Origin of the sequence: Streptomyces pratensis (assembly GCF_037137275.1) — a bacterium.
Lineage (GTDB): Bacteria > Actinomycetota > Actinomycetes > Streptomycetales > Streptomycetaceae > Streptomyces > Streptomyces pratensis_B.
Window position 1 is genome coordinate 237972 of sequence record NZ_JBBBEN010000085.1, and the last position, 20695, is coordinate 258666.

A 20695-nucleotide genomic window follows, 5' to 3' on the forward strand; every position below is an offset into this window, starting at 1 on the left:
GCTCCTCACCCCTCCTCGTCGTCGGCCACGTCCATCTCCTCCAGCGGCCGGACCGCCGGCCCCTGGAGCACCGAGCCGTCGACGCCGAAGCGGGACCCGTGGCACGGGCACTCCCAGGCCGTCTCCGCCTCGTTGAACGCCACCAGGCAGCCGAGATGGGTGCAACGGGCGGACACCGCCCGCACGGTGCCGTCCTCGTCCCGGTGGACGGCACAGCGTCGGCCCTTCACCCGTACCACCGCGCCCGCACCCGGGGGGATGTCGGCGACCGAGTCCACATGGGTCACCCGGAGCCGGTCGGCGACGAAGTGCTTCGCCACCTCGGCCTGCTGTCCCAGCAGGGCGGGCGCCTGGCGCAGCGTGCTGGCCAGGCGGCGCGGGTCGTACAGGTCCGCCCAGGGCGGCGGAGCTTCGGAGCCGGTGATGAGCGAGGTCAGCAGCCGGCCCGCGAGGACGCCGCCCGTCATCCCCCAGCCGCCGAAGCCGGTCGCCACATACGTATGACGCGCGCCCGGGTGGAAGGGGCCGACGAGGGGCACGGTGTCGCTGGGATCGTTGTCCTGCGCGGCCCACCGGTACGCGGTGGGCCCCACCGGGAACCGCTCGTGCATCCAGGAGTCCAGTCGGCTAAACGCCTCCCGGGGGTCGCCCGTGCCGGGGGTGAACTCCTCCCCGGTGACGATCAGGAGGCGCCGGCCGTCGTCGAGCGGCGCGGAGCGCACCGAACGCTTTCCCTCGTCCTGGGTGATGTACATGCCCTTCGGCGCCCGGTCGGCGTCGATCGGCGCGGCGACCACCAGTTCCCGCCGCGGGGAGAGCCGGGCGAACAGCATCGCCCGGTCGAAGACCGGATAGTGCGTGGCGACGACCACGTCGCGCGCCGTCACCGACCGCTGTGCCTCCGTGGTCAGCCGGCACGGCGACCCTTCCGTCAGCCCGGTGACCCGGCTGCGCTCGTAGACGCGGCCGCCCCGGGCCACCAGGTCCGCCGTCAGGGCCAGGAGGTACTTCCGCGGGTGGAACTGCGCCTGCCCGTCGAGGCGGACCGCGCCGGCGATCGGGAAGGGCAGGTCCGTCCGGGTGACGTAGGAGGCCGCCAGACCGGCCTCGGCCGCGGCGTGGGCCTCCGTCTCGATCGCGTCGCGCGACGCGGGATCGGTCGCGTAGGAGAAGGCGCTCACCCGCTCCAGATCACAGGGGATCGCCTGCTCCTCCACGATGGCCGCCAGCCGCTCCACCGCGTCCTGCTGGGACGTCGCGTACAGCCGGGCGGCCTCTGCGCCCCGCGTCCGCCGCAGCTTCCCGTACACCAGGGAGTGCAGGGCGGACACCTTGGCGGTGGTGTAGCCGGTGACGCCGGCGGCGACGCGGTCGGCCTCCAGCACCGCCACGCTCCGGCCCGCCCGGGCCAGCTCCCACGCCGTGCTGAGACCCGCGACGCCCCCGCCCACCACGGCGACGTCCACCTCGACGTCCTCGGTCAGGGGCGGATGCTCCGGCGCGTCGGTGCTCTCCATCCAGTAGGACTCGTCCCTGCCGGGAAGCGGGCGCGGTGTCGTCATGGCGTGGTCTCCCAGATCGGTTCGGGCGGGGTGGCGGACGGGCGAGTTCCCCGCCCGGCCTGGGGCACACCTCGCCCCGCGGTGTCCGTCAGCCTGTGCCGGCGGACCGGTCGCCGGCCCGGCCGCGGCGCGTCAGCAACCGCTGGGCGGCGGACATGGCCGCGCCGGCCCCCCGTGCGGAACGGAGGGCGGCGCGGGCGGCGTTGGAGCCCGGGGCGCCGTGCACCCCGCCGCCCGGATGGGCGGAGGCAGAGGCCAGGTACAGGCCCTTCACCGGGGTCTCGGAACGGCCGGCGCCGGGCACCGGCCGGAACACCAGCTGCTGGTGCAGTGAGGCCGTGCCCCCGTTGATGGCCCCGTTGTGGAGATTGCCGTCCGCGGCCTGGAGCGTGGGCGGGGCGAGAATCCGCCGGTGCCGCACCAGGCTCCGGAAACCCGGGGCGTACCGCTCCACCTGCGCTTCCATCCGGTCGGCCATGCGTTCTCGCTCTGCGAGGCTCCAGGCGCCGGACAGGCCGTCCGCCCCCGCGTCCGCCTTCACCGTGTGCGGCACATGGGTGTAGGCCCACGCCGATTCGGTGCCCCGCGGCGAACGCGTCGCGTCCGCGGTGGTCATCTGGCCCAGCAGGAGGAACGGGCGGTCCGGGACCAGGCCGCGCGCGATCTGGGCCGCCCACCGGGTGAGCGCGTCGACGTCCTCCGCCAGGTGGACCGTCCCGGCCGAGGCCGCGGCCGGGCTGCTCCAGGGCACGGGCCCGCTCAGGGCCCAGTCGACCTTGAACGTGGCGAAGTCCCACTGGAACCGCCGCAGGTCGTCGAAGAGCCGGGAGGGCAGGTGCTCGGGGGCGACCAGCGTTCCGTAGAGGCAGGGGGCGGAGACGTCGGCCAGCACGGCCCTGCGGGCGGGGACGGCTTCCCCCGACTGTGTACGGACCCCCACGGCGCGGCCCCGGCGCACGACGACCTCGGTCACCCGCTGCCCGCACCGCAGATGCCCTCCGCGGGCCCGCAGCCGCTGTACCAGCGCAGAGGTGAGGGCACTGGAGCCCCCGACCGGGACGGGAAAGCCGTGGAACTGGCCCAGCATCGACATCAGCCAGCCGAACCCGCCGCTGCCCGCCGCCTCGGGAGCCAGGTCCGCGTGGAGGGCGTTTCCGGCCAGCAGCAGCCGTCCGCCCTCCCCGGCGAACTCCTCCTCGCCGAGTCTGCGGACCGGCAGGACAAGGCTGCGCGCCAACCGCAGTCCGCCCGCTCCCCGCAGCCGCGCCGCCAGCGCGCCTCCGGCACGGAGCGGCGGGAAGGGCGAGAACAGGGCGCTGACGATGTCGTCGCCCAGCCGGTCCCAGATGCGGCAGAGGTTCAGCCAGCTCGGCCCGTCGCCGGCGGCGAACCCGTCGAGGCCCTCGGCGGTCGTCGCCCGGTCGCGGTCCAGCACGGCGCATCTGCCGTCCAGCAACGGGTGGGCGAGCACCCGGGGGGCGTGGCTCCACCGGAGCCCTTCCCGGTGCAGGTCGAGGCGGGCCAGCACCGGGGAGGCCGCAGCCAGGGGGTAGAACGAACTGAACACGTCGCTGACGTAGTCGGGATGGACCTCGCGGTCGCTGCGGACCGCGCCGCCCGGCTCGTCCTGCGCCTCCAGCACCTCCACCGACCAGCCCGCGTCGGCGAGCAGGTTGGCCGCGACCAGCCCGTTCGGTCCGCTCCCGATCACCACCGCGTCAGCCATGGCGTCCCCTCTCCGCGTCGACCGTCAGGAAAAGTCCGCCCCGGCGGCCGGAGCGCCCGGCGGCCCGCCCGGTGCGGCGGAACGAGCGCCGCCGTCCGTCTCCGCGGCGCCCTCCTCGACCAGTCGGGCCAGCCGCGCCAGCATCGTGCGGTGCCGGATTTGCAACACCGAGTCCAGCAGGGCGTTGTGGAGGAAGCCGCCCACGCCCCGCAAGGGGTGCTCGTCGACGATCACGAAGGTCTTGTCGCCCCACGGCCGGATGTCGAAGGCGATGCGCGCCGACCCCAGAGGGCCGCTCTCGGCCTCCAGCTCCAGGGCCCCGGGCCTGTCGATGCGCCGCACGACCGTACGGCCGGTGAACTCCTTGTGCCCCAGGCGCAGGGCGTAGGTGATCGACGAGCCGGTTTCGGGCCAGCGGCCCCTCTCCGGGCGGGAGGCGGAGGTTCCCACCACCCACACGCCGTACAGACTCGTGTCTTCCAGGACCGACCACACCGCGGACGGCGGTCGGTCGATGAGGTGGTGCCGGACGGCCATGCTTCTCCTCGGGTCGTCAGCCGGTTCACCGCTGCCGGGGACGCGCGCCGTATACGGGCAAGCGGGTCCCGGCCCGCGCACCGACGTACGGAAGGCGCCTTCGCCGGTGCGAGTACCACCCTCCCCGTGGCCCAAACTCCGTCGGGCGCGGGCCGCCGAGTGCGCGCGGGACGATCTCCGACGGGTCGCGCCGACGGTGTTAGGAACCCATCGGCAGGGGAACCCGCCGCTTCACAGGCCCCGATCACCGAATGAGAGGAAAGGACATCCCATGGCAACCGCGCGCGAGATCATGACCAGTGGCACCGAGTGCGTCGGCGAGAAGGAAAGCGTTCTGGACGCCGCGAGGAAGATGACCGACCTCGGGGTCGGCGCTCTGCCGATCTGCGGGGCGGACAACAGGCTCAAGGGCATGCTGACCGACCGCGACATCGTGACCAAGGTGCTCGGCACGGGCAAGGACCCGGCCGACTGTCCGGCGGGGGAGCTGGCCCAGGGAGAGGCCGTCACGATCGGCGCCGACGACCCGGCGGAGGAGATCCTCCGCACGATGACCGCGCACAAGGTCCGCCGGCTCCCCGTCATCGACGGCCACACCCTGGTCGGCATGGTCGCCACCGCGGATGTGGCCCGTTCCCTGCCCGACCCCCAGGTGGGCGATCTGCTGGAAGCGATCTCCGCCTGAGAGCGCGTCCGCCCGGCCGGGACCGGACCAGCGCCGCCCGCGTGTGCGTCTGAGCCCGTCCCCGCCCCAGCCCGTCTGCTTCCCCGCCCGGCCTCCGCCGGACGGGACGGCAGACGGGCTTCGTCCGTTTGGCCCGCCCGCCCCACACTGCTCACCCAGCGCTGACCAGGCCTGACGCACTGTGCGAGAAAGCCAGCAGAGTTCGATGTGTGAAACGTACTCGGCTGGGAACTCGGCCCGCTGTGCTCGTCGGGACCACGGCGAGCCGCCCGAGCCCCTTCCTGCCGCTCGTGCCGGGAAGAGTTCCTCTCCCGGCCTTCTGATCGCGGCACGCCCGCCGCCCGGCGTAGCGGGCTCCCAGTGGCACCTCCCCTGCGGACGAAAGGCCGTCCTATGTCTTTGCCGACGACACCAGCTCCCTGGCGCCGCGCCGTTGTCACCGGGGGCGCGGGATTCCTCGGCTCCCACCTGTGCGAACGGCTGTTGGATTCGGGAGTCGAAGTCGACTGCGCCGACAACCTGCTGTCCGGCTCCCAGGACAACATCGCCCACCTGGAGGGCAGGCCCGGCTTCCGGTTCGTCCGGTGCGACCTCTCCAGCGAACGGTCGCGGGACCAGCTGAGCGGCCCCTACGACCTCGTGCTGCACTTCGCCTGCCCCGCCTCGCCCGCCGACTACCTGCGCCATCCGCTGGAGACCATGGACGTCGGCAGCCTGGGCACCCGCAACGCCGTGGCCGTCGCCCACCGCGACGGCGCGCGCTTCCTCCTCGCCTCCACCTCGGAGGTCTACGGCGACCCCCTGGTCCACCCGCAGCGCGAGGACTACTGGGGCAACGTCAACCCGGTGGGCCCGCGCAGCGTGTACGACGAGTCGAAGCGGTTCGCCGAGGCCCTGGTCACCGCGCACGTCGGGAAGAGGAACTTGGACGCGGGCATCGTTCGGATGTTCAACACGTACGGCCCCCGCATGCGGGCCCACGACGGACGCGCCGTGCCCACCTTCGTCTGCCAGGCGCTCGCCGGAGACCCGGTCACCGTGGCCGGCGACGGCAGCCAGACGCGGTCCCTGTGCTACGTGGACGACACGGTCGACGGCGTCCTGCTCGTGGCGGCCAGCCAGGCGGTCCGCCCCGTGAACATCGGCGGCGGCGACGAGGTCACCGTCCTGGACATCGCCCGCCGGGTCATCGCCCTGACCGGCTCCACCTCACCGCTCAGCTTCATCGAGCGCCCCGTCGACGACCCCGAACGGCGCAGGCCCGACACCACGCTCGCCCGTGAACTCCTCGGCTGGGAGCCCAGGGTGAGCTGGGAGGAAGGCATCAAGCGGACCATCGCCCACTTCGCCGGCCTGCCGGAAACCGTCGCCCCGGCCCCGCAGCTCTGACGGAGGTTCCATGCGCGTCCTCGGTATCAACGCCCTCTTCCACGACCCCGCCGCCGCACTGGTCGTCGACGGCAGGACCGTCGCGGCCGCGGAGGAGGAACGCTTCAGCCGCCGCAAGCACGGGAAGCGCCCGATCCCCTTCTCCGCCTGGGAACTGCCGGAGCTGAGCGCCCGGTGGTGCCTGGAGCAGGCCGGTCTGCGGCCCGCGGACCTCGACGCCGTGGCGTACTCCTACGACCCCGCTCTCTCGGCCCCCGCCGAGTCGCTCGGACTGTGGGACCCGTGGGACCACCTGCGCCAGGAGTACGCCCGCCGTGCACCGGAGTTCCTCGCAGAGGCGCTGCCGGGCCTCGACCCCGGCAAGGTGCGGTTCGTCCCCCACCACGTGGCGCACGCCGCCTCCGCCGGACAGGCGTCGCCCCACCCCGACTGCGCGGTCCTGGTCCTCGACGGACGCGGCGAATGCGGTTCCCACCTCGCCGGCCGCTACACCGACCGCCAGTTGACCGTGCTCGCCTCCCAGAAGCTGCCGGACTCGGTGGGCCTGTTCTACGAGGACCTCACCCAGCACCTGGGCTTCCTGCGCAGCAGCGACGAGTTCAAGGTGATGGCTCTCGCCTCCTACGGCAGGCCGCGCTTCGCCGAACGGCTGCGGGAGTTCGTCCACGCGGACGGCGCGGGCGGCTTCACGGCCCGGCCGGTGCCGTGGGACTCCCTGGTGCCCGGCCGGGAGCCGGGCAGCCCCTGGACCCAGGAGCACGCCGACGTCGCGGCGAGCGCCCAGGCGTGCCTGGAGGACGTCATGCTCGACCTCGCCCGGTGGCTGCACGGCCGGACGGGCCAGGAGGTGCTCGCCCTCGCGGGCGGCGTGGCGCTCAACTGCGTGGCCAACACCCGCCTGTACCGGGAGACTCCCTTCCGGCAGATCTGGGTGCAGCCCGCGGCGGGCGACGCCGGGACGGCGCTGGGGGCGGCCCTGCACGTGGCCGCTGAGAAGGAGCCCGTGGAGGAGATGCCGACCGCCGCGCTCGGCCGGGGCTGGAGCGACGAGGAGTTGCGCGGCTGGCTGGAGCGGGCCGCCGTACCGTACGAGGAGCCCGACGACATCGCAGAGACGGTCGCTGAGGAACTGAGCAGGGACGGCGTCGTCGCCTGGTTCCAGGGGCGCTCCGAGTTCGGCCCCAGGGCGCTGGGCCACCGTTCCCTGCTGGCGCATCCGGGGCGCGCGGAGAACCTGGAGCGCCTGAATGCGGTCAAGGGCCGAGAGGAGTTCCGGCCGGTCGCGCCCATGGTGCTCCAGGAGCGGGCGGCGGAGATCTTCGACGGCCCGCTCCCCAGCCCGTACATGCTGTTCGTCCACGAGGTCGCCGAGCCGTGGCGCGAGCGCATCCCGGCGGTCGTCCACGTCGACGGCACCGCGCGCATCCAGACCGTGGACGCCGGCGCCGAACCGCTGGTGGCCCGCATGCTCGACGCGTTCGAACGGCGGACCGGCCTGCCCGTCGTCGTGAACACCAGTCTCAACACGGCGGGGCGGCCCATGGTCGACGATCCCCGCGACGCCCTGGAGTGCTTCGGCTCCGCGCCCGTGGACCTGCTCGCACTGGGGCCCTTCGCGGTACGGCGGGGGAGGGCGTTCGCATGAGCACGCACGCGAACGGGGGCGCGCCGGAGCCGCCCCCGGCGCCCGGCGCGGTGTCCGGGGCCCTCCCCGGGCCCGTGTCGGGGGCCGTGGAGTACGCGGTGGTCGTCCCCACCATCGGGCGTCCCTGCCTCGACGCGTGCCTACGGGCGCTGGCCGCCTGCTCCGGGCCGCCCCCCGTGGAGGTCGTCGTGGTCGACGACCGGCCGGAGCCCGACGGCGCACTGCGGCTCCCGCCCGACGGCGTCCCCGGAACCCGGGTCCTGGCCACCGGCGGCCGTGGGCCCGCCGCCGCCCGCAACGCCGGCTGGCGGGCGGTCGGCGCCCCCTGGGTCGTCTTCCTCGACGACGACGTCCAGGTGCTGCCCGACTGGGCCGACCGGCTCGCCGCCGACCTCGCGAAGGCCGGCGACTCGACCGGGGGAGTGCAGGGGCGGCTCACCGTCCCGCTGCCCGAGGACCGCAGGCCCACCGACTGGGAGCGGGGCACCGCCGGCCTGGAACGCGCCGCCTGGGCCACCGCGGACATGGCCTACCGGGCGACCGTGCTCAAGGAGACCGGCGGTTTCGACGAGAGGTTCCCCCGCGCCTTCCGCGAGGACGCCGACCTCGCGCTGCGGGCGATGGACGCCGGCTGGTCGCTGCGCCGGGGCGAGCGCGTGACCCGCCACCCGGTCCGCCCGGCCGACCGCTGGGTCTCCGTCCGGGCCCAGCGCGGCAACGCCGACGACGCCCTGATGGGCCGCCTCCACGGAGCCCACTGGTGGGCGCGGGCCCAGGCCCCACGGGGCCGGCTGCCAGGGCACCTGGCCGTCACCGCGCTGGCCTGCGCCGCGGTCCTGGGGGTGGCGGCGGGGCGCCCCCGGGCCGCCGCCGCCGCCGGGGCGCTGTGGGCCTGCGCCACGGCCGAGTTCGCCTGGAAGCGCATCGCTCCCGGCCCCCGGACCCGTGACGAGGTGACCACGATGATCGCCACCAGTGCGGTCATCCCGCCCCTCGCCGTGTGGCACCGGGTCGCCGGTGGGGTCAGGCACCGGGCCCCCGCCCCGTGGGGAGGCGCCTCGTGACTTCCGGCGCACCGGCCTCCCGCCCCGTGTCGGCGGTCCTCTTCGACCGCGACGGCACCCTGGTCGTGGACGTCCCCTACAACGGCGACCCCGAGAAGGTCAGGCTGCTGCCCGGAGCGCGCGAGGCGGCCGACCTGCTGCGCGCCCAGGGCATAGCCACCGGAGTGGTCAGCAACCAGTCGGGCATCGGCAGGGGTCTGCTCCGCGAACACGACGTGATCCGGGTCAACCGGCGGGCCGACGAGCTGCTCGGCGCCCTCGGCGCCTGGGTGTTCTGCCCCCACACCCCGCAGGACCGCTGCCCCTGCCGCAAACCGCGCCCGGGACTGGTCGTCGAGGCCGCCCGCAGGCTCGGCGTCCGGCCCGAGGAGTGCGTGGTCATCGGAGACATCCGGGCCGACGTCCTCGCCGCACGGGCGGCCGGGGCCCGCGGCGTCCTCGTCCCCAACGCGGCGACCCTGCGGTCCGAGGTCGACGCGGAGCGCTGGACCGCGCCGGACGTCCTGACCGCCGTACGAACCGTTCTCCAAGCACCGGGGGAGGTCTCATGAAGGCTCTGGTGGCACGTCTGGACAGCTTCGGCGACGTCCTCCTCGCGGGCCCGGCCGTCCGCGCCGTCGCCGCGCACGCCTCCCACGTGACCCTGCTGTGCGGGCCGCGCGGCGAAGCGGCGGCCCGGCTGCTCCCCGGCGTCGACTCCGTCCTCACCTGGGAGGCGCCCTGGGAAGGGGTGGACCCGCCGTCGGTGGAGGCGGCCGGCGTCGACGCCGTCGTACGACGTCTGCGCGAGGGCGCGTACGACAGCGCCCTGATCCTCACCTCCTTCCACCAGAGCCCGCTGCCCACCGCCCTGCTCCTCCGGCTGGCGGGCGTCGCCCGGATCGGCGCCGACAGCGCCGACCACCCCGGCACGCTCCTCGACGTCCGGCACCGCCGCCTGCCCGGCCGTCACGAGGCGGAGGCCGCGCTCGACACCGCCGTGGCGATGGGGTTCGCGCCCCCGCCCGGGGACGACGGACGGCTGCGCGTCCTGCCCGCGCCCGACACCGTCCCGCTGACCGGCAACGGCCCCTACGTCGTCGTCCACCCCGGGGCGAGCGCACCGGCCCGCGCCTGGAGCCCCGAGCGGTGCGCCGCCGCCGTCCGGGGCCTCGCGGACGCAGGCCACCGCGTGGTGGTCACCGGGGGCCCCGACGAGAGCGGCCTCACCCGCCGCGTCAGCGGCGACACGGCCCTGGACCTCGGAGGGCGGACCGAACCGCGCACTCTGGCCGGCGTCCTGCGCAACGCGGACGTCCTGGTCAGCGGCAACACCGGGCCGGCCCACCTGGCCGCCGCCGTCGGCACCCCCGTCGTCTCCCTCTTCTCCCCGGTGGTCCCGGCGGAACGCTGGGCCCCCTTCGGGGTGCCCGCAGTCGTCCTGGGCGACCAGTTCGCCAAGTGCGCCGACACCCGGGCCCGGCGCTGCCCCGTCCCCGGACACCCCTGTCTGAACGACGTCACCCCCCAGGACGTGGTGCGAGCCGTCCGCAAGCTCATCGAGGAGCAGGCATGAACATCCTCATCTGGCACGTGCACGGCTCCTGGGCCACCGCGTTCGTCCAGGGCCCGCACACCTACCTCGTGCCGGTCACCCCGGACCGCGGACCCGACGGCCTCGGCCGGGCCGCGACCTGGCAGTGGCCGCCCAACGTACGGGAGGTGAGCCCCCAGGAACTGCGCCACCGGCCCATCGACCTCATGGTGCTCCAGCGCCCGCACGAGATCGCGCTGGCGCAGGAGTGGACCGGCCGCCGCCCCGGAGCGGACGTCCCCGCGGTGTACGTCGAGCACAACAGCCCCGACGGCGCCCCCGTCGACACCCGGCACCCGCTGGCCGACCGGGACGACATCCCCCTCGTCCACGTCACCCACTTCAACCGGCTGATGTGGGACAACGGGCGCGCCCCGGCCACCGTCATCGAGCACGGCATCATCGACCCGGGCGCCCTGTGGACCGGAGCGGAGCCCCGGGCCGCCGTGGTGGTCAACGACCCGGTGCGCCGGGGCCGCACGACCGGGACCGACCTGCTGCCGCACTTCGCCCGCTCCGCGCCCCTGGACGTCTTCGGCATGCGCACCGAGGGCCTGGCCGGGCGCCTCGGCCTGTCCCCGGACCGCTGCCGCACGCGCGACCTGCCGCAGGGTGAACTCCACCCCGCCATGGCCCGCTGCCGGCTCTACCTGCACCCGGTGCGCTGGACGTCGCTCGGCCTCTCCCTGCTGGAGGCGATGTTCCTGGGCATGCCCGTCGTCGCCCTGGACACCACGGAAGTGCGCGAGGCGGTGCCCGACGACGCGGGGGTCGTCTCCAACCGCCAGGACGTCCTCGACGAGGCGGTCCGCGCCTTCCTCGCCGATGCGGAACAGGCCCGGTACGCGGGGCAGCGGGCCAGGGCCGCCGCGCAGGCCCGCTTCGGGGTGCAGCGCTTCCTGGACGACTGGGAGCACCTGATGAAAGAGGTCACGCGATGAGTTCCAACCGACCGGCCCCCCTGCGGGTCGCCCTGGTCTCCGAACACGCCAGCCCGCTGGCTGAGCTCGGCGGCCCGGACGCGGGAGGCCAGAACGTCTACGTCGCCCAGCTCGCCCGCCGCCTGTCCCTGCGCGGCCACGACGTCACCGTCTTCACCCGCAGGGACGGGCCCGATCTGCCGACCGAGGTCACCACACCCGGCGGAGTGAAGGTCGTCCATGTTCCCGCAGGGCCGGCGGCCCGGGTCCCCAAGGACGAACTCCTCGCCTTCATGCCGGAGTTCGGCGCCTATCTGGCCCGGCGCTGGCGGGCCGCCCCGCCGGACGTGGTGCACGCCCACTTCTGGATGTCCGGGACGGCGGCGCTGGCCGGCGTCCGCGGACTGCCGGTGCCCGTGGTGCAGACGTACCACGCCCTCGGCACCGTGAAGAAGCGCCACCAGGGCGAGGACGACACCAGCCCCTCCCAGCGACTGGCGATCGAGGCGGCCATCGGCCGGTCCTGCCGGCGTGTCCTCGCCACCTGTGCGGACGAGGTCGAGGAACTCGTCGCGATGGGGGTGGACCGTGACCGGGTCTCCGTCGTCCCCTGCGGAGTGGACCCGCGCCACTTCACGCCGGTCCCCGTCCCGCCCCGCCCGGCCGGCGCCCCGCGCCGGCTGCTGGCCGTCGGCCGCCTCGTACGGCGCAAGGGGTACGACCGGGCGATCCGCGCCCTGGCCGCGGTGCCCGACGCCGAACTGCTCATCGCGGGAGGCCCGGAGGCGGACCTGCTGTTCGCCGACCCGGAGGCGGAACGGCTCAGGAAGGTGGCCGAGGACCACGGCGTCGGCGACCGGGTCACCCTGCTCGGCGCGGTGGCCCACGACCGCATGCCCCGGCTGATGTCGGGGGCCGACCTGGTCCTCTCGCTGCCCGACTACGAACCGTTCGGCATTGTGCCGATCGAGGCGATGGCCTGCCGCACCCCGGTGGTCGCCACCGCCGTCGGCGGACACCTCGACACCGTCGTCGACGGGGTGACCGGCGCCCTCGTCCCGTCCGGCCCCGCGGCCGACCACCGGCTCGGCGACGTGATCCGCACCCTGCTGGACGATCCGCGACGGCTGGCCCGCTACGGCAGAGCGGGCCGCGACCGCGTCCTGGCGCACTACAGCTGGGACCGCGTCGCCGACCAGGTCGCCCACGTCTACAGCGCCGTTCGCTCCACCCCCACACTTTCGGGAGCAGTCCGATGACCCTCACCCAGCACGGCCGTCACTGCGACGATCTGGTGGCGGCGCTCACCGCCTTCCGGCGGTCCTGCCCCCGCGTCCACCGCTGGGGCGCCGAACTCGCCGGCCGTCTCGGCGGCGGGGCCAGGCTCCTCGTCGCGGGCAACGGCGGCAGCGCCGCCCAGGCCCAGCACCTGACGGCCGAACTGGTCGGCCGCTACCGCGACGACCGGCCCCCGTTCTCCGCGCTCGCCCTCCACGCCGACACCTCCTCCACCACCGCGATCGCCAACGACTACGGGGTCCAGGAGGTCTTCGCCCGGCAGACCTGCGCCCACGGCCGCCCCGGCGACGTCCTGATGCTCCTGTCGACCAGCGGCGCGAGCGCCAACCTGCTGTCGGCCGCGGCCGAGGCGCGCCGGATCGGCATGAGCGTCTGGGCGCTGACCGGCCCGGCCCCCAACCCCCTCGAAGCGGCCTGTGACGAAGCGGTCTGCGTGGACGCGCCCGTCTCCGCCACCGTCCAGGAACTCCACCTGGTGGCGGTCCACATGCTGTGCGAGGCGTTCGACCAGGCCTGCGAGGAGGGCGCGACACGCTCCGGGCACCGCCCCGGCGCCCAGGAGGCCGTCGAGGAGGGCGCCCTGTGACCGGCCCCGTTCCGCTGCTGGTCGTCGGGGACGCCCTGCTCGACCACGATCTCTCCGGTCAGGCCGACCGGCTGGCCCCCGACGCCCCCGTGCCCGTCGTGCACGGAGCCCGCCGCGCCACCCGTCCGGGCGGCGCGGCCCTCGCCGCCTACCTCGCGGCCGCCGACGGACGTGAGGTCACCCTCGTCACAGCGCTCGGCGACGACGAGGCCGCGCGGACGCTTCGCCGCCTTCTGAAGGACCGGGTCCGCCTCGTCGAACTGCCCACCACCGGCCGGCTTCCCCGCAAGACACGCATTCTGGCCCGGGGCGTGCCCGTGCTCAGGCTCGACGACGGCGACGGGCGGGCCGCCGGAGCCACCGAGGAGGCACGGGCGGAGCTCGACGCGGCACAGGCGGTCCTGGTCGCCGACTACGGCCGGGGAACGGCCGACGTCCTGCGGGACGCCCTCGGCCGGGCCGCCGCGCGCATCCCCGTCGTATGGGACCCGCACCCCCGCGGCGGACCGCCGGTCCGGGGGGCCAGGCTGGCCACCCCCTCGGCCGCCGAAGCCCGGGTCTTCGCCGACCGCGCCCGCCCCTCCGCCGGCACGGCCCCTGCCGGGGGCGGCGGCTGCCCGCCGCGCCCCGTAGCGGACGCGGAGCCGGCGCCGCCCGACGCGCGGACCGGGCTGCGCCGCTCGGCCGCCGACGCCCGGGAGCTGATCCGGGCCTGGGGCGTCACCTCCGTGGCGGTGACCCTGGGGGAATCCGGCGCGCTGCTCTCCCACGGGGACGAGCCCCTGCTGGTCCCCGCCCCCGACTCCGTGGCCGGCGACGCCTGCGGCGCGGGCGACCGCTTCGCCGCGACCGCCGCCGCCCTGCTGGCCGACGGCGCGCTCCCCGAGACGGCCGTGCAGGGGGCGGTGCGCGCCGCCACCCGGTACGTCGCCGAGGGCGGCGCCGCAGGTCTGCGTCCCGACGCGAAACGCCCCGCCCCCGGGGAGACCGCGGAGGGCCGGGCCCACCCGGACCCCGTCCGCCTGGCCGCCCGGGTGCGTGAGGAGGGCGGCACCGTCGTGGCGGCGGGCGGCTGCTTCGACCTGCTGCACGCCGGTCACGTGGCGCTGCTCCAGGCCGCCCGGCGCATCGGCGACTGCCTCATCGTCTGCGTCAACTCCGACGCGTCCGTACGCCGCCGCAAGGGCGGGACCCGGCCCCTGGTGCCGGCCGCCGACCGGGTCAGGGTGCTGATGGCCCTCGGCTGCGTCGACGCGGTCGCCGTCTTCGAGGAGGACACCCCCGAGCGCCTGCTGGAGCAGGTGCGCCCGCACATCTGGGCCAAGGGCGGCGACTACGCGCTGACCCGGCTGCCCGAGGCGTCGCTGGTGCGGAGCTGGGACGGGGAGGTCGTGCTGCTGCCCTACCTCGACGGCCGCTCCACCACCGAGCTCGCCGCACGGGCGGCTCTCGACCCGGCGGAGCGCCCCGTCGGCCGCGCCCCCACCGCACGGAGGTGACCACCATGCCAGGCCCGGACACCGAGCCGCGGCCCCGCGTCCTGGTCCTGCGGGCCCTGGGCCTGGGCGACCTGCTCGCGGGGGTGCCGGCCCTGCGCGGAGTGCGCCGCGCCTTCCCCCGCCACGAGATCGTCCTCGCCCTCCCCCCGTCACTGCGGGACGCCGCCATGGCGACGGGAGCCGTCGACACCGTCCTGCCCGCACAGGCCCCGGGCCGGGGAGTCCCCGCGCTCACCGGCTGGCACGGACCGCCGCCCGACATCGCCGTCGACCTGCACGGCAACGGACCCGAGAGCCACGCCGCGCTCGCCGCCCTCCGGCCGCGCCGGATCATCTCGTACGCGGACCCGCCCCCCGGCGTGGTGCAACCCCCCGTCTGGCGGGCGGAGGACCACGAGCGCACCCGCTGGTGCCGGCTCCTGACGGCGTTCGGCATCGACGCGGACCCCGCGGACGTCGCGCTGCCCCCGCCCTCCGCACCCTCGCCGGCCCCCGGTGCGGTGGTGGTGCACCCCGGCGCGGAAGCGCCCGCCCGCCGCTGGCCCGCCCGCCACTACGCCGTCGTCGTGCGCCGACTGCTGGCCGCGGGGTGCCGCGTCGTGGTGACCGGCGGACCGGGCGAGGAGGAGCTGACCGCCTCCGTGGCCGAAGAGGCCGGCCTGGAGGCCGAGAACGTCCTGTCCGGCGGACTGCCCTTCGCGGAGCTGTCCGCCCTGGTCGCAGGGGCCTCCTGCCTCCTCAGCGGGGACACCGGCCCCGCCCACCTGGCCGTCGCCCACGAAACGCCCTCGGTCACCCTCTTCGGCCCCGTCGCGCCGCGGCTGTGGGGACCCCCGCCGGGCACGCGGCACACCGCCCTGTGGCACCCCGGCCCGCCCGGCGACCCGCACGGCCCGGTCCCCGACCCGTCGCTGCTGCGCATCGGCACCGTAGAGGTCCTCGCCTGCGTCCTCGCGCACGCCCGTCCGGCAGCCCGCAGGCCGGCGGAGAGGACCGGACATGGCTGAGCGCCCGGCGGAGGCGAGCGCGCAGGCCGACCCCCGCACCACCGTCGCCATGATCACCAAGGACCGGCCGGACAGCGCGCTGCACACCCTGGACCGGTTGGCCGAACTGCCCGAGCGGCCTGCGGTCGTCGTCGTCGACAACGGCACGGACAGGTCGGTGACGGCCGCCCTGCGCGCCCACCCGGTCCGCGCCAGCGTCCTGGCCCCCGGGCGGAACACCGGGGCGCTGGGCCGCAACCTCGCGGTGCGCCGGGCGACGACCCCGTACGTCGCCTTCAGCGACGACGACTCGTGGTGGGAGGCGGGGGCCCTGCGCCGAGCCGCCGACCTCCTCGACTCCCACCCGCGCCTCGGACTCCTGGCTGCCCGCAGCCTGGTCGGCCCCGAGGAGCGGGACGACCCCGTCAACGCCCTGCTGGCCCGCTCACCGCTGCCCCCGCAGCCCGGCCTCCCGGGCCGCCCCGTCCTCGGCTTCCTCGGCTGCGCGTGCGTCGTCCGCAGACGGGCCCACCTCGACGCCGGCGGCTACCACCCGCTGCTCTTCTTCGGGGCAGAGGAGACGCTGCTCGCCTACGACCTCGCGGCCGCCGGCTGGGGCGTCGCCTACGAGCCCACCGTGACCGCCCACCACCACCCCGACCCCGCCGCCCGTCCGGGCCGCCCGGAACTGCTGCGCCGCAACGCCCTGCTCACCGACTGGCTGCGCCGGCCGGTGAGTGTGGCGCTCGCGCACACCGCCAGGCTGACCGCGGCGGCGGCACGCGGCGAACCCGGAGCCGCGGCGGCGCTGCGCGGAGCCCTGGCCAGGCTGCCCGCCGCCGTTCGGCAACGCCGGCCTCTGCCCCCGCGCGTCGAACGCTCGGTGCGCCTGCTGGAGGGGCATACGAGCGGACCGGACGCCGGCGCGGCCCTGGCCCGGAAGGAGAGCGCATGACCGACCCCCGCACCACCGTCGTGGTGATCACCCACAACCGCCGCCCCGAGCTGCTGCGCACCCTGCGACTGCTGCGCGCCCTGCCCGAGAGCCCCCCGGTCATCGTCACCGACAACGGCTCCGCGGACGGCACGGCAGAGGCCGTCGCCCGGCTCTTCCCGGAGATGACGCTGCTCACGCCCGGCCGCAACCTGGGCGCGGTCGGCCGCAACCTGGCCGTCCAGCACGTGCGTACCCCCTACGTCGCCTTCTGCGACGACGACACCTGGTGGGAGGCGGGGTCCCTGCGCCGAGCCGCGGACCTCCTCGACCCCCGGCCCCGGCTCGCCGCGGTGACCGCGCGCATCGTGGTCGAACCGGCGGGGGAGGAGGACCCGGTCGTCGCGGAACTGCGGGACTCGCCGCTCGACGGCCCCGACTGGCTGCCCGGACCCGCCCTCGGCTCGTTCCTGGCCGCGGCGACCGTGATGCGCACCGAGGCCTTCCGGAGCGCAGGGGGATTCCACCCCGGTCTGTGGCTGGGCGGTGAGGAGGAGCTGCTGGCCACCGATCTGCTGCGGCAGGGATGGTGGCTGTGTTACGCCCAAGAGCTGCTCATCCACCACGCGGCCTCCACGGTCCGTGACAGCACCGCGCGCCGGACACTGGGCCTGCGCAACACGCTCTGGTTCACCTGGCTGCGCCGCCCCTGGGCCCCGGCCCTGCGCCGGACCGCCCACCTGATGCGTACGGTCCCCCGGGACAAGGCGTCGGTCCGGGCCTTCGGGCAGGCGGCCGCGGGCCTCCCGTGGGTCCTGCGGCAACGGCGCCCGGTGCCGCGTGGTCTGGAAGCGCGGCTGACCCAGCTGGAACGGGCCCGCCGGACGTCGAACGCCCGCCGCTACGTGGGCTGAACGCCGCACCGCCGGGCCACGTCCCCCGGCGGAGGCTCGCACCGGCGCCGCGACCCGGGAGAGCGGGAACGATTCCTCGGCGGGGACCCGTCGGAGGGGGGCGCGTGTTGCGTTCGTCCGACCTGTCCGGATTGCCTATGCTCCGAGCGGTGGAGGGGCGCACCCGTACCCCGGATGCGCCCTCCCGCCGGAGAGCAGGCCGGGCGAAGACAGCGGCCGGCCGCGGGGGGAGCCCCTCAGCGGCCGTGCCGCGCCCGGGGCTCGCCGACGGGGGTCCTCGCCCCAGGAGCCGCACCCGTCCCGGGGCCCCTGCGCCGCCCCCCGCAGGGGGCCCGCCCCTCCCGACGCCGCCCGGCCCCGGTGCGCGGACGGACGCGGACCGCGGAGACGGCCGTGCCCGGCTCCGTGGGCGCACGGGGCGAGCCCCCCCACCCGGGTGGGCGACAGGAGCAAGGGAAGGCGAAGATGCGAGAAGGACTGGAGCGGAGTCCCGACGGGCCCACCGCGCCCTGCGCCCCCACCGGGCCGGTGAAGGCCGCGAAGCCGGTGGTCACGGACATCGAGGTCCTGCGCAGCGAGCTGGAGGGGCTGCGCGCGGCGCTCAGCACCCGGCCGATCATCGACATCGCCCGGGGCATCCTCATCGCCTCCACACCCTGCACCAGCCGACAGGCGTGGCAGGTGCTCGTCACCGCGTCGCAGGACAGCAACGTCAAACTGCGCGACATCGCCCACCAGCTCGTGGAGAGCTTCCACGGGACGCCCATGCCGCCCGTCACCCGCCGCGCCCTGCACACCGCCATGAGGCACGTCCGGGCCCGGTGATCCGTCGGCGCCGATCGCCACCGGCCGGGTCGCGCGGGCAGGGATGTTTACCCGTGCCGTTCCGGGTCACCCAGACGTACAGCACCCGGGCCGACCGGGCGCGCGAGAAGTCCGGGGTCCGGCCGTGCCGGGCCCCGGGGCGTGACGAGGAGACATGAACCGCTCAACCGTGGAACTCATGCTGACCGCACAGGAGGACACCATGCGTGACGTGGGCAGGCTCCTGCGAGCCAAGGTCCTCAAGGCCAGGGGGCTGATCAAGGAATCGGACGGAAAGGCGCTCGATGACGGGGGACGAGTGCGGGAGGGCCGTCGCAGGCAGGCGGACGCCCGGGGCCAGGAACGCGCGGACGGGCGTCCCGGTGCCGGCCGTTGACGACCCCACGGGCGGAATCCGTGAGGGCGGGGACACACCGATGACCCCGCAGGCCCTGGCCGACCGGCAGGTCGGAGCCCCGTGGTCGGCCAGGGTGCTGCGGCTGCCCGGCGTGTACCGCCCCCAGACCGACACCCTGCTGCTGGCCTCCGCCCTGCGCCGCGAGGGCGTCCGCGCCGGTACGGAGGTGCTGGACCTCTGCACCGGAAGCGGGGCGCTGGCCCTGCACGCCGCCCGCCTCGGGGCGCGGGTCACCGCGGTGGACATCGGCCGCCGTGCGGTGGCGTCCGCCCGCCTGAACGCCGCGCTCGCCCGGCTGCCCGTCGAGGTACGCCGCGGCGACCTGTTCTCCGCGCTGCCCGGCCGGTCCTTCGACGCGCTGATCAGCAACCCGCCCTACGTGCCGGCCCCCAGCGCCTCCGTTCCGCGTCGCGGAGCCCAGCGGGCCTGGGACGCGGGGCTCGACGGCCGGGTGCTCCTCGACCGGATCTGCGACGGCGCCTTCACCGCCCTGCGGCCGGGGGGCATGCTGCTCCTGGTGCAGTCGGCGCTGAGCTGCCCGGAGAAGACCCTGAGCCGGTTGGCGGCGTCGGGGCTGACCCCCGTCGTCACCGACCGCGTGAAGATCCCGTTCGGCCCCGTCACACGCGGACGCAAACACTGGCTGCGGGCCAGAGGGTTCCTGCAGGACCATCTCGACCTGGAGGAACTGGTGGTGATCCGTGCCCGCAAGGAATGAGAAACCACGCCGGGTGACGGTGGACCGCGAGGGCCCCGTCCTCGTGGAGGGCCCCGTCGAGGTCGTCGGCGCCGACGGGACCACCGTGCGCTCCGACCGCTTCGTCACGGCGATCTGCACCTGTCGCCGCAGCCGCTCCTATCCCTGGTGCGACACCAGTCACCGCCGCCGCAGGCCCCCAGGACCGCCGAACGCCGCCACCGGCGAACGGCGCGACGCCGAGCGGGAGGAGGAGCCCCGACCGTGACCAGCTCCGTCACCACGTCCCGACCGAGCCCCGCCGCGCCGCCCCCGCGCCCCACCGCGCGCGGCGCCCTGTCCCGAAGCGTCCTCGACCGGCTGGCCGGCCGGGAGACCCGACTGCCCGACGACGCGGAGGTCCATGCGGCCGACCCGTACGGAGACGACCTCCAGCTCCTGCTCTACGTGCTCTACGAACTCCACTACCGCGGTTTCGCCGGCGTGGACGAGCGCCTGGAGTGGGACCCCGCCCTGCTCCGGGTGCGCGCTGCCGCGGAGGACGTGTTCCTCTCGGCCCTGCGCCGGGACAGCGGCCCTGGCGGGCAGGACGTGGCAGCGGCGGTGGACGCCCTGCTCCTGGAGCCCGCGACGGACGACGGGCACAGCGTCAGCCACCGCCTGCGCAAGGAGGGCGAGCTGTGGCGCCTGCGGGAGTACGCCGCGCTGCGCTCGCTCTACCACCTCAAGGAGGCCGACCCGCACCTGTGGGTGGTGCCCAGGCTCCAGGGCCGGGCCAAGGCGGGAATGATCGCCGTGGAGTTCGACGAGTTCGGGGCGGGCAGGGCCGAGGACATCCACGCACAGCTGTTCGCCGACCTGATGAGCGACCTCGGCCTCGATCCGCGCTACGGCCGCTATCTCGACGCCGCGCCGGCCCAGGCGCTGGCCACGGTCAACATGATGTCCCTGTTCGGGCTCCACCGCAGGCTGCGCGGTGCCCTGGTCGGCCACTTCGCCGCCGTCGAGATCACCTCGTCGCCCGGGTCCAGGCGACTGGCCGAAGCCCTGCGCCGAGCCGGCGCGGGCCCTGCGGCCCAGCGGTTCTACGACGAGCACGTGGAGGCCGACGCCGTTCACGAGCAGGTCGTCCGCCGCGAGGTGATCGACGGCCTCCTGGAGGACGAACCCCACCTCGCGGCGGACGTCGTCCTGGGCATCGAGGCCACCGAACACCTGGAAGGGCGCCTCTCCGCGCACCTGCTGGCCGCGTGGGACGAAGGGCGCACCGCTCTGCGGGCGCCGCTGACGGCCGCCGACGGCGAACGGACCGCGGCGGCGGGAGCGTAGCCGCTCGCCGAGACGGGTCCGGGGAGCCGATCACCGCTCCCGGCCGCGCCGAACCGGCAGCGCGGCCGGGTCGGCGCGGCGCCCTCCGGTTCCGTGCCGGTCGGGTGAACGTCGCGCCCGCCGGTTTT

At 75.5% G+C, this 20695-nt stretch carries 21 protein-coding genes; 18 read left to right on the forward strand and 3 right to left on the reverse strand.

Going from position 1 to position 20695, the window contains the following annotated elements:
- Positions 1 to 5 precede the first annotated feature (5 nt).
- The 3 genes from V9U70_RS12695 to V9U70_RS12705 form a co-directional block, all read right to left on the reverse strand.
- Complete coding sequence (locus V9U70_RS12695) at positions 6 to 1562, reverse strand: FAD-dependent oxidoreductase (protein WP_336674825.1); 1557 nt, start codon at positions 1560 to 1562, stop codon at positions 6 to 8.
- Positions 1563 to 1650: 88 nt separating this feature from the next.
- Complete coding sequence (locus V9U70_RS12700) at positions 1651 to 3288, reverse strand: phytoene desaturase family protein (protein ID WP_336674827.1); 1638 nt, start codon at positions 3286 to 3288, stop codon at positions 1651 to 1653.
- A 24-nt stretch (positions 3289 to 3312) separates the two neighbouring features.
- Entirely contained in the window at positions 3313 to 3825 is a 513-nt protein-coding gene (locus tag V9U70_RS12705) for an SRPBCC family protein (protein ID WP_336674828.1), read from the reverse strand.
- A gap of 271 nt (positions 3826 to 4096) precedes the next feature.
- Between V9U70_RS12705 and V9U70_RS12710 the strand changes: the two genes are divergently transcribed.
- The 18 genes from V9U70_RS12710 (at position 4097) to V9U70_RS12795 (ending at position 20567) form a co-directional block, all read left to right on the forward strand.
- Positions 4097 to 4510, forward strand: a complete 414-nt coding sequence (locus V9U70_RS12710) for a CBS domain-containing protein (RefSeq protein ID WP_336674830.1) — start codon at positions 4097 to 4099, stop codon at positions 4508 to 4510.
- A 393-nt stretch (positions 4511 to 4903) separates the two neighbouring features.
- On the forward strand, positions 4904 to 5899 hold the full coding sequence (locus V9U70_RS12715) for an NAD-dependent epimerase/dehydratase family protein (protein ID WP_336674833.1): 996 nt from the start codon (positions 4904 to 4906) through the stop codon (positions 5897 to 5899).
- 10 nt (positions 5900 to 5909) lie between these two features.
- Positions 5910 to 7544, forward strand: a complete 1635-nt coding sequence (locus V9U70_RS12720; RefSeq protein ID WP_336674835.1) for a carbamoyltransferase family protein — start codon at positions 5910 to 5912, stop codon at positions 7542 to 7544.
- Positions 7541 to 8608: a glycosyltransferase family 2 protein gene (locus tag V9U70_RS12725; RefSeq protein ID WP_419723973.1), complete on the forward strand. Its 1068-nt coding sequence runs from the start codon at positions 7541 to 7543 to the stop codon at positions 8606 to 8608. Before V9U70_RS12720 ends, V9U70_RS12725 begins: the two co-directional genes overlap by 4 nt.
- Positions 8605 to 9159 carry a D-glycero-alpha-D-manno-heptose-1,7-bisphosphate 7-phosphatase gene (locus tag V9U70_RS12730; protein ID WP_336674837.1) on the forward strand — a complete coding sequence of 185 codons (555 nt, stop codon included), beginning with the start codon at positions 8605 to 8607 and terminating at the stop codon, positions 9157 to 9159. The genes V9U70_RS12725 and V9U70_RS12730 overlap by 4 nt, the downstream gene beginning before the upstream one ends.
- Positions 9156 to 10163, forward strand: coding sequence for a glycosyltransferase family 9 protein (locus V9U70_RS12735; RefSeq protein ID WP_336674838.1), 1008 nt, complete (start codon positions 9156 to 9158; stop codon positions 10161 to 10163). The genes V9U70_RS12730 and V9U70_RS12735 overlap by 4 nt, the downstream gene beginning before the upstream one ends.
- Positions 10160 to 11122, forward strand: coding sequence for a glycosyltransferase (locus V9U70_RS12740; RefSeq protein ID WP_336674840.1), 963 nt, complete (start codon positions 10160 to 10162; stop codon positions 11120 to 11122). The genes V9U70_RS12735 and V9U70_RS12740 overlap by 4 nt, the downstream gene beginning before the upstream one ends.
- Positions 11119 to 12360: a glycosyltransferase gene (locus tag V9U70_RS12745; protein WP_336674841.1), complete on the forward strand. Its 1242-nt coding sequence runs from the start codon at positions 11119 to 11121 to the stop codon at positions 12358 to 12360. Before V9U70_RS12740 ends, V9U70_RS12745 begins: the two co-directional genes overlap by 4 nt.
- Positions 12357 to 12986, forward strand: coding sequence for a D-sedoheptulose-7-phosphate isomerase (locus tag V9U70_RS12750; protein WP_336674843.1), 630 nt, complete (start codon positions 12357 to 12359; stop codon positions 12984 to 12986). The genes V9U70_RS12745 and V9U70_RS12750 overlap by 4 nt, the downstream gene beginning before the upstream one ends.
- Complete coding sequence (locus V9U70_RS12755; protein WP_336674845.1) at positions 12983 to 14485, forward strand: PfkB family carbohydrate kinase; 1503 nt, start codon at positions 12983 to 12985, stop codon at positions 14483 to 14485. The genes V9U70_RS12750 and V9U70_RS12755 overlap by 4 nt, the downstream gene beginning before the upstream one ends.
- A gap of 5 nt (positions 14486 to 14490) precedes the next feature.
- Positions 14491 to 15492, forward strand: a complete 1002-nt coding sequence (locus tag V9U70_RS12760) for a glycosyltransferase family 9 protein (RefSeq protein ID WP_336674846.1) — start codon at positions 14491 to 14493, stop codon at positions 15490 to 15492.
- Entirely contained in the window at positions 15485 to 16426 is a 942-nt protein-coding gene (locus tag V9U70_RS12765) for a glycosyltransferase family 2 protein (protein WP_336674847.1), read from the forward strand. Before V9U70_RS12760 ends, V9U70_RS12765 begins: the two co-directional genes overlap by 8 nt.
- Entirely contained in the window at positions 16423 to 17319 is an 897-nt protein-coding gene (locus tag V9U70_RS12770; RefSeq protein ID WP_336674848.1) for a glycosyltransferase family 2 protein, read from the forward strand. The genes V9U70_RS12765 and V9U70_RS12770 overlap by 4 nt, the downstream gene beginning before the upstream one ends.
- Positions 17320 to 17784: 465 nt before the next feature.
- Positions 17785 to 18144 (forward strand): ANTAR domain-containing protein, encoded by a 360-nt coding sequence (locus V9U70_RS12775; RefSeq protein ID WP_336674849.1) that lies wholly within the window; start codon positions 17785 to 17787, stop codon positions 18142 to 18144.
- Between the two features lie 154 nt (positions 18145 to 18298).
- Positions 18299 to 18520 carry a hypothetical protein gene (locus V9U70_RS12780; RefSeq protein WP_336674851.1) on the forward strand — a complete coding sequence of 74 codons (222 nt, stop codon included), beginning with the start codon at positions 18299 to 18301 and terminating at the stop codon, positions 18518 to 18520.
- Between the two features lie 40 nt (positions 18521 to 18560).
- Entirely contained in the window at positions 18561 to 19259 is a 699-nt protein-coding gene (locus V9U70_RS12785) for a HemK2/MTQ2 family protein methyltransferase (protein ID WP_336674853.1), read from the forward strand.
- A 13-nt stretch (positions 19260 to 19272) separates the two neighbouring features.
- Positions 19273 to 19506, forward strand: coding sequence for a CDGSH iron-sulfur domain-containing protein (locus V9U70_RS12790; RefSeq protein WP_336674854.1), 234 nt, complete (start codon positions 19273 to 19275; stop codon positions 19504 to 19506).
- Entirely contained in the window at positions 19503 to 20567 is a 1065-nt protein-coding gene (locus V9U70_RS12795) for an iron-containing redox enzyme family protein (protein ID WP_336674856.1), read from the forward strand. The genes V9U70_RS12790 and V9U70_RS12795 overlap by 4 nt, the downstream gene beginning before the upstream one ends.
- The last annotated feature ends 128 nt before the right edge of the window (positions 20568 to 20695 follow it).

Excerpts from the sequence above, each read along its gene's own strand:
- V9U70_RS12695 (WP_336674825.1), bottom strand. The coding sequence starts at position 1,562 with ATGACGACACCGCGCCCGCTTCCCGGCAGGGACGAGTCCTACTGGATG.
- V9U70_RS12700 (WP_336674827.1), bottom strand. The coding sequence starts at position 3,288 with ATGGCTGACGCGGTGGTGATCGGGAGCGGACCGAACGGGCTGGTCGCG.
- V9U70_RS12705 (WP_336674828.1), bottom strand. The coding sequence starts at position 3,825 with ATGGCCGTCCGGCACCACCTCATCGACCGACCGCCGTCCGCGGTGTGG.
- V9U70_RS12710 (WP_336674830.1), top strand. The coding sequence starts at position 4,097 with ATGGCAACCGCGCGCGAGATCATGACCAGTGGCACCGAGTGCGTCGGC.
- V9U70_RS12715 (WP_336674833.1), top strand. The coding sequence starts at position 4,904 with ATGTCTTTGCCGACGACACCAGCTCCCTGGCGCCGCGCCGTTGTCACC.
- V9U70_RS12720 (WP_336674835.1), top strand. The coding sequence starts at position 5,910 with ATGCGCGTCCTCGGTATCAACGCCCTCTTCCACGACCCCGCCGCCGCA.
- V9U70_RS12725 (WP_419723973.1), top strand. The coding sequence starts at position 7,541 with ATGAGCACGCACGCGAACGGGGGCGCGCCGGAGCCGCCCCCGGCGCCC.
- V9U70_RS12735 (WP_336674838.1), top strand. The coding sequence starts at position 9,156 with ATGAAGGCTCTGGTGGCACGTCTGGACAGCTTCGGCGACGTCCTCCTC.
- V9U70_RS12740 (WP_336674840.1), top strand. The coding sequence starts at position 10,160 with ATGAACATCCTCATCTGGCACGTGCACGGCTCCTGGGCCACCGCGTTC.
- V9U70_RS12745 (WP_336674841.1), top strand. The coding sequence starts at position 11,119 with ATGAGTTCCAACCGACCGGCCCCCCTGCGGGTCGCCCTGGTCTCCGAA.
- V9U70_RS12750 (WP_336674843.1), top strand. The coding sequence starts at position 12,357 with ATGACCCTCACCCAGCACGGCCGTCACTGCGACGATCTGGTGGCGGCG.
- V9U70_RS12760 (WP_336674846.1), top strand. The coding sequence starts at position 14,491 with ATGCCAGGCCCGGACACCGAGCCGCGGCCCCGCGTCCTGGTCCTGCGG.
- V9U70_RS12765 (WP_336674847.1), top strand. The coding sequence starts at position 15,485 with ATGGCTGAGCGCCCGGCGGAGGCGAGCGCGCAGGCCGACCCCCGCACC.
- V9U70_RS12770 (WP_336674848.1), top strand. The coding sequence starts at position 16,423 with ATGACCGACCCCCGCACCACCGTCGTGGTGATCACCCACAACCGCCGC.
- V9U70_RS12775 (WP_336674849.1), top strand. The coding sequence starts at position 17,785 with ATGCGAGAAGGACTGGAGCGGAGTCCCGACGGGCCCACCGCGCCCTGC.
- V9U70_RS12780 (WP_336674851.1), top strand. The coding sequence starts at position 18,299 with ATGAACCGCTCAACCGTGGAACTCATGCTGACCGCACAGGAGGACACC.
- V9U70_RS12785 (WP_336674853.1), top strand. The coding sequence starts at position 18,561 with ATGACCCCGCAGGCCCTGGCCGACCGGCAGGTCGGAGCCCCGTGGTCG.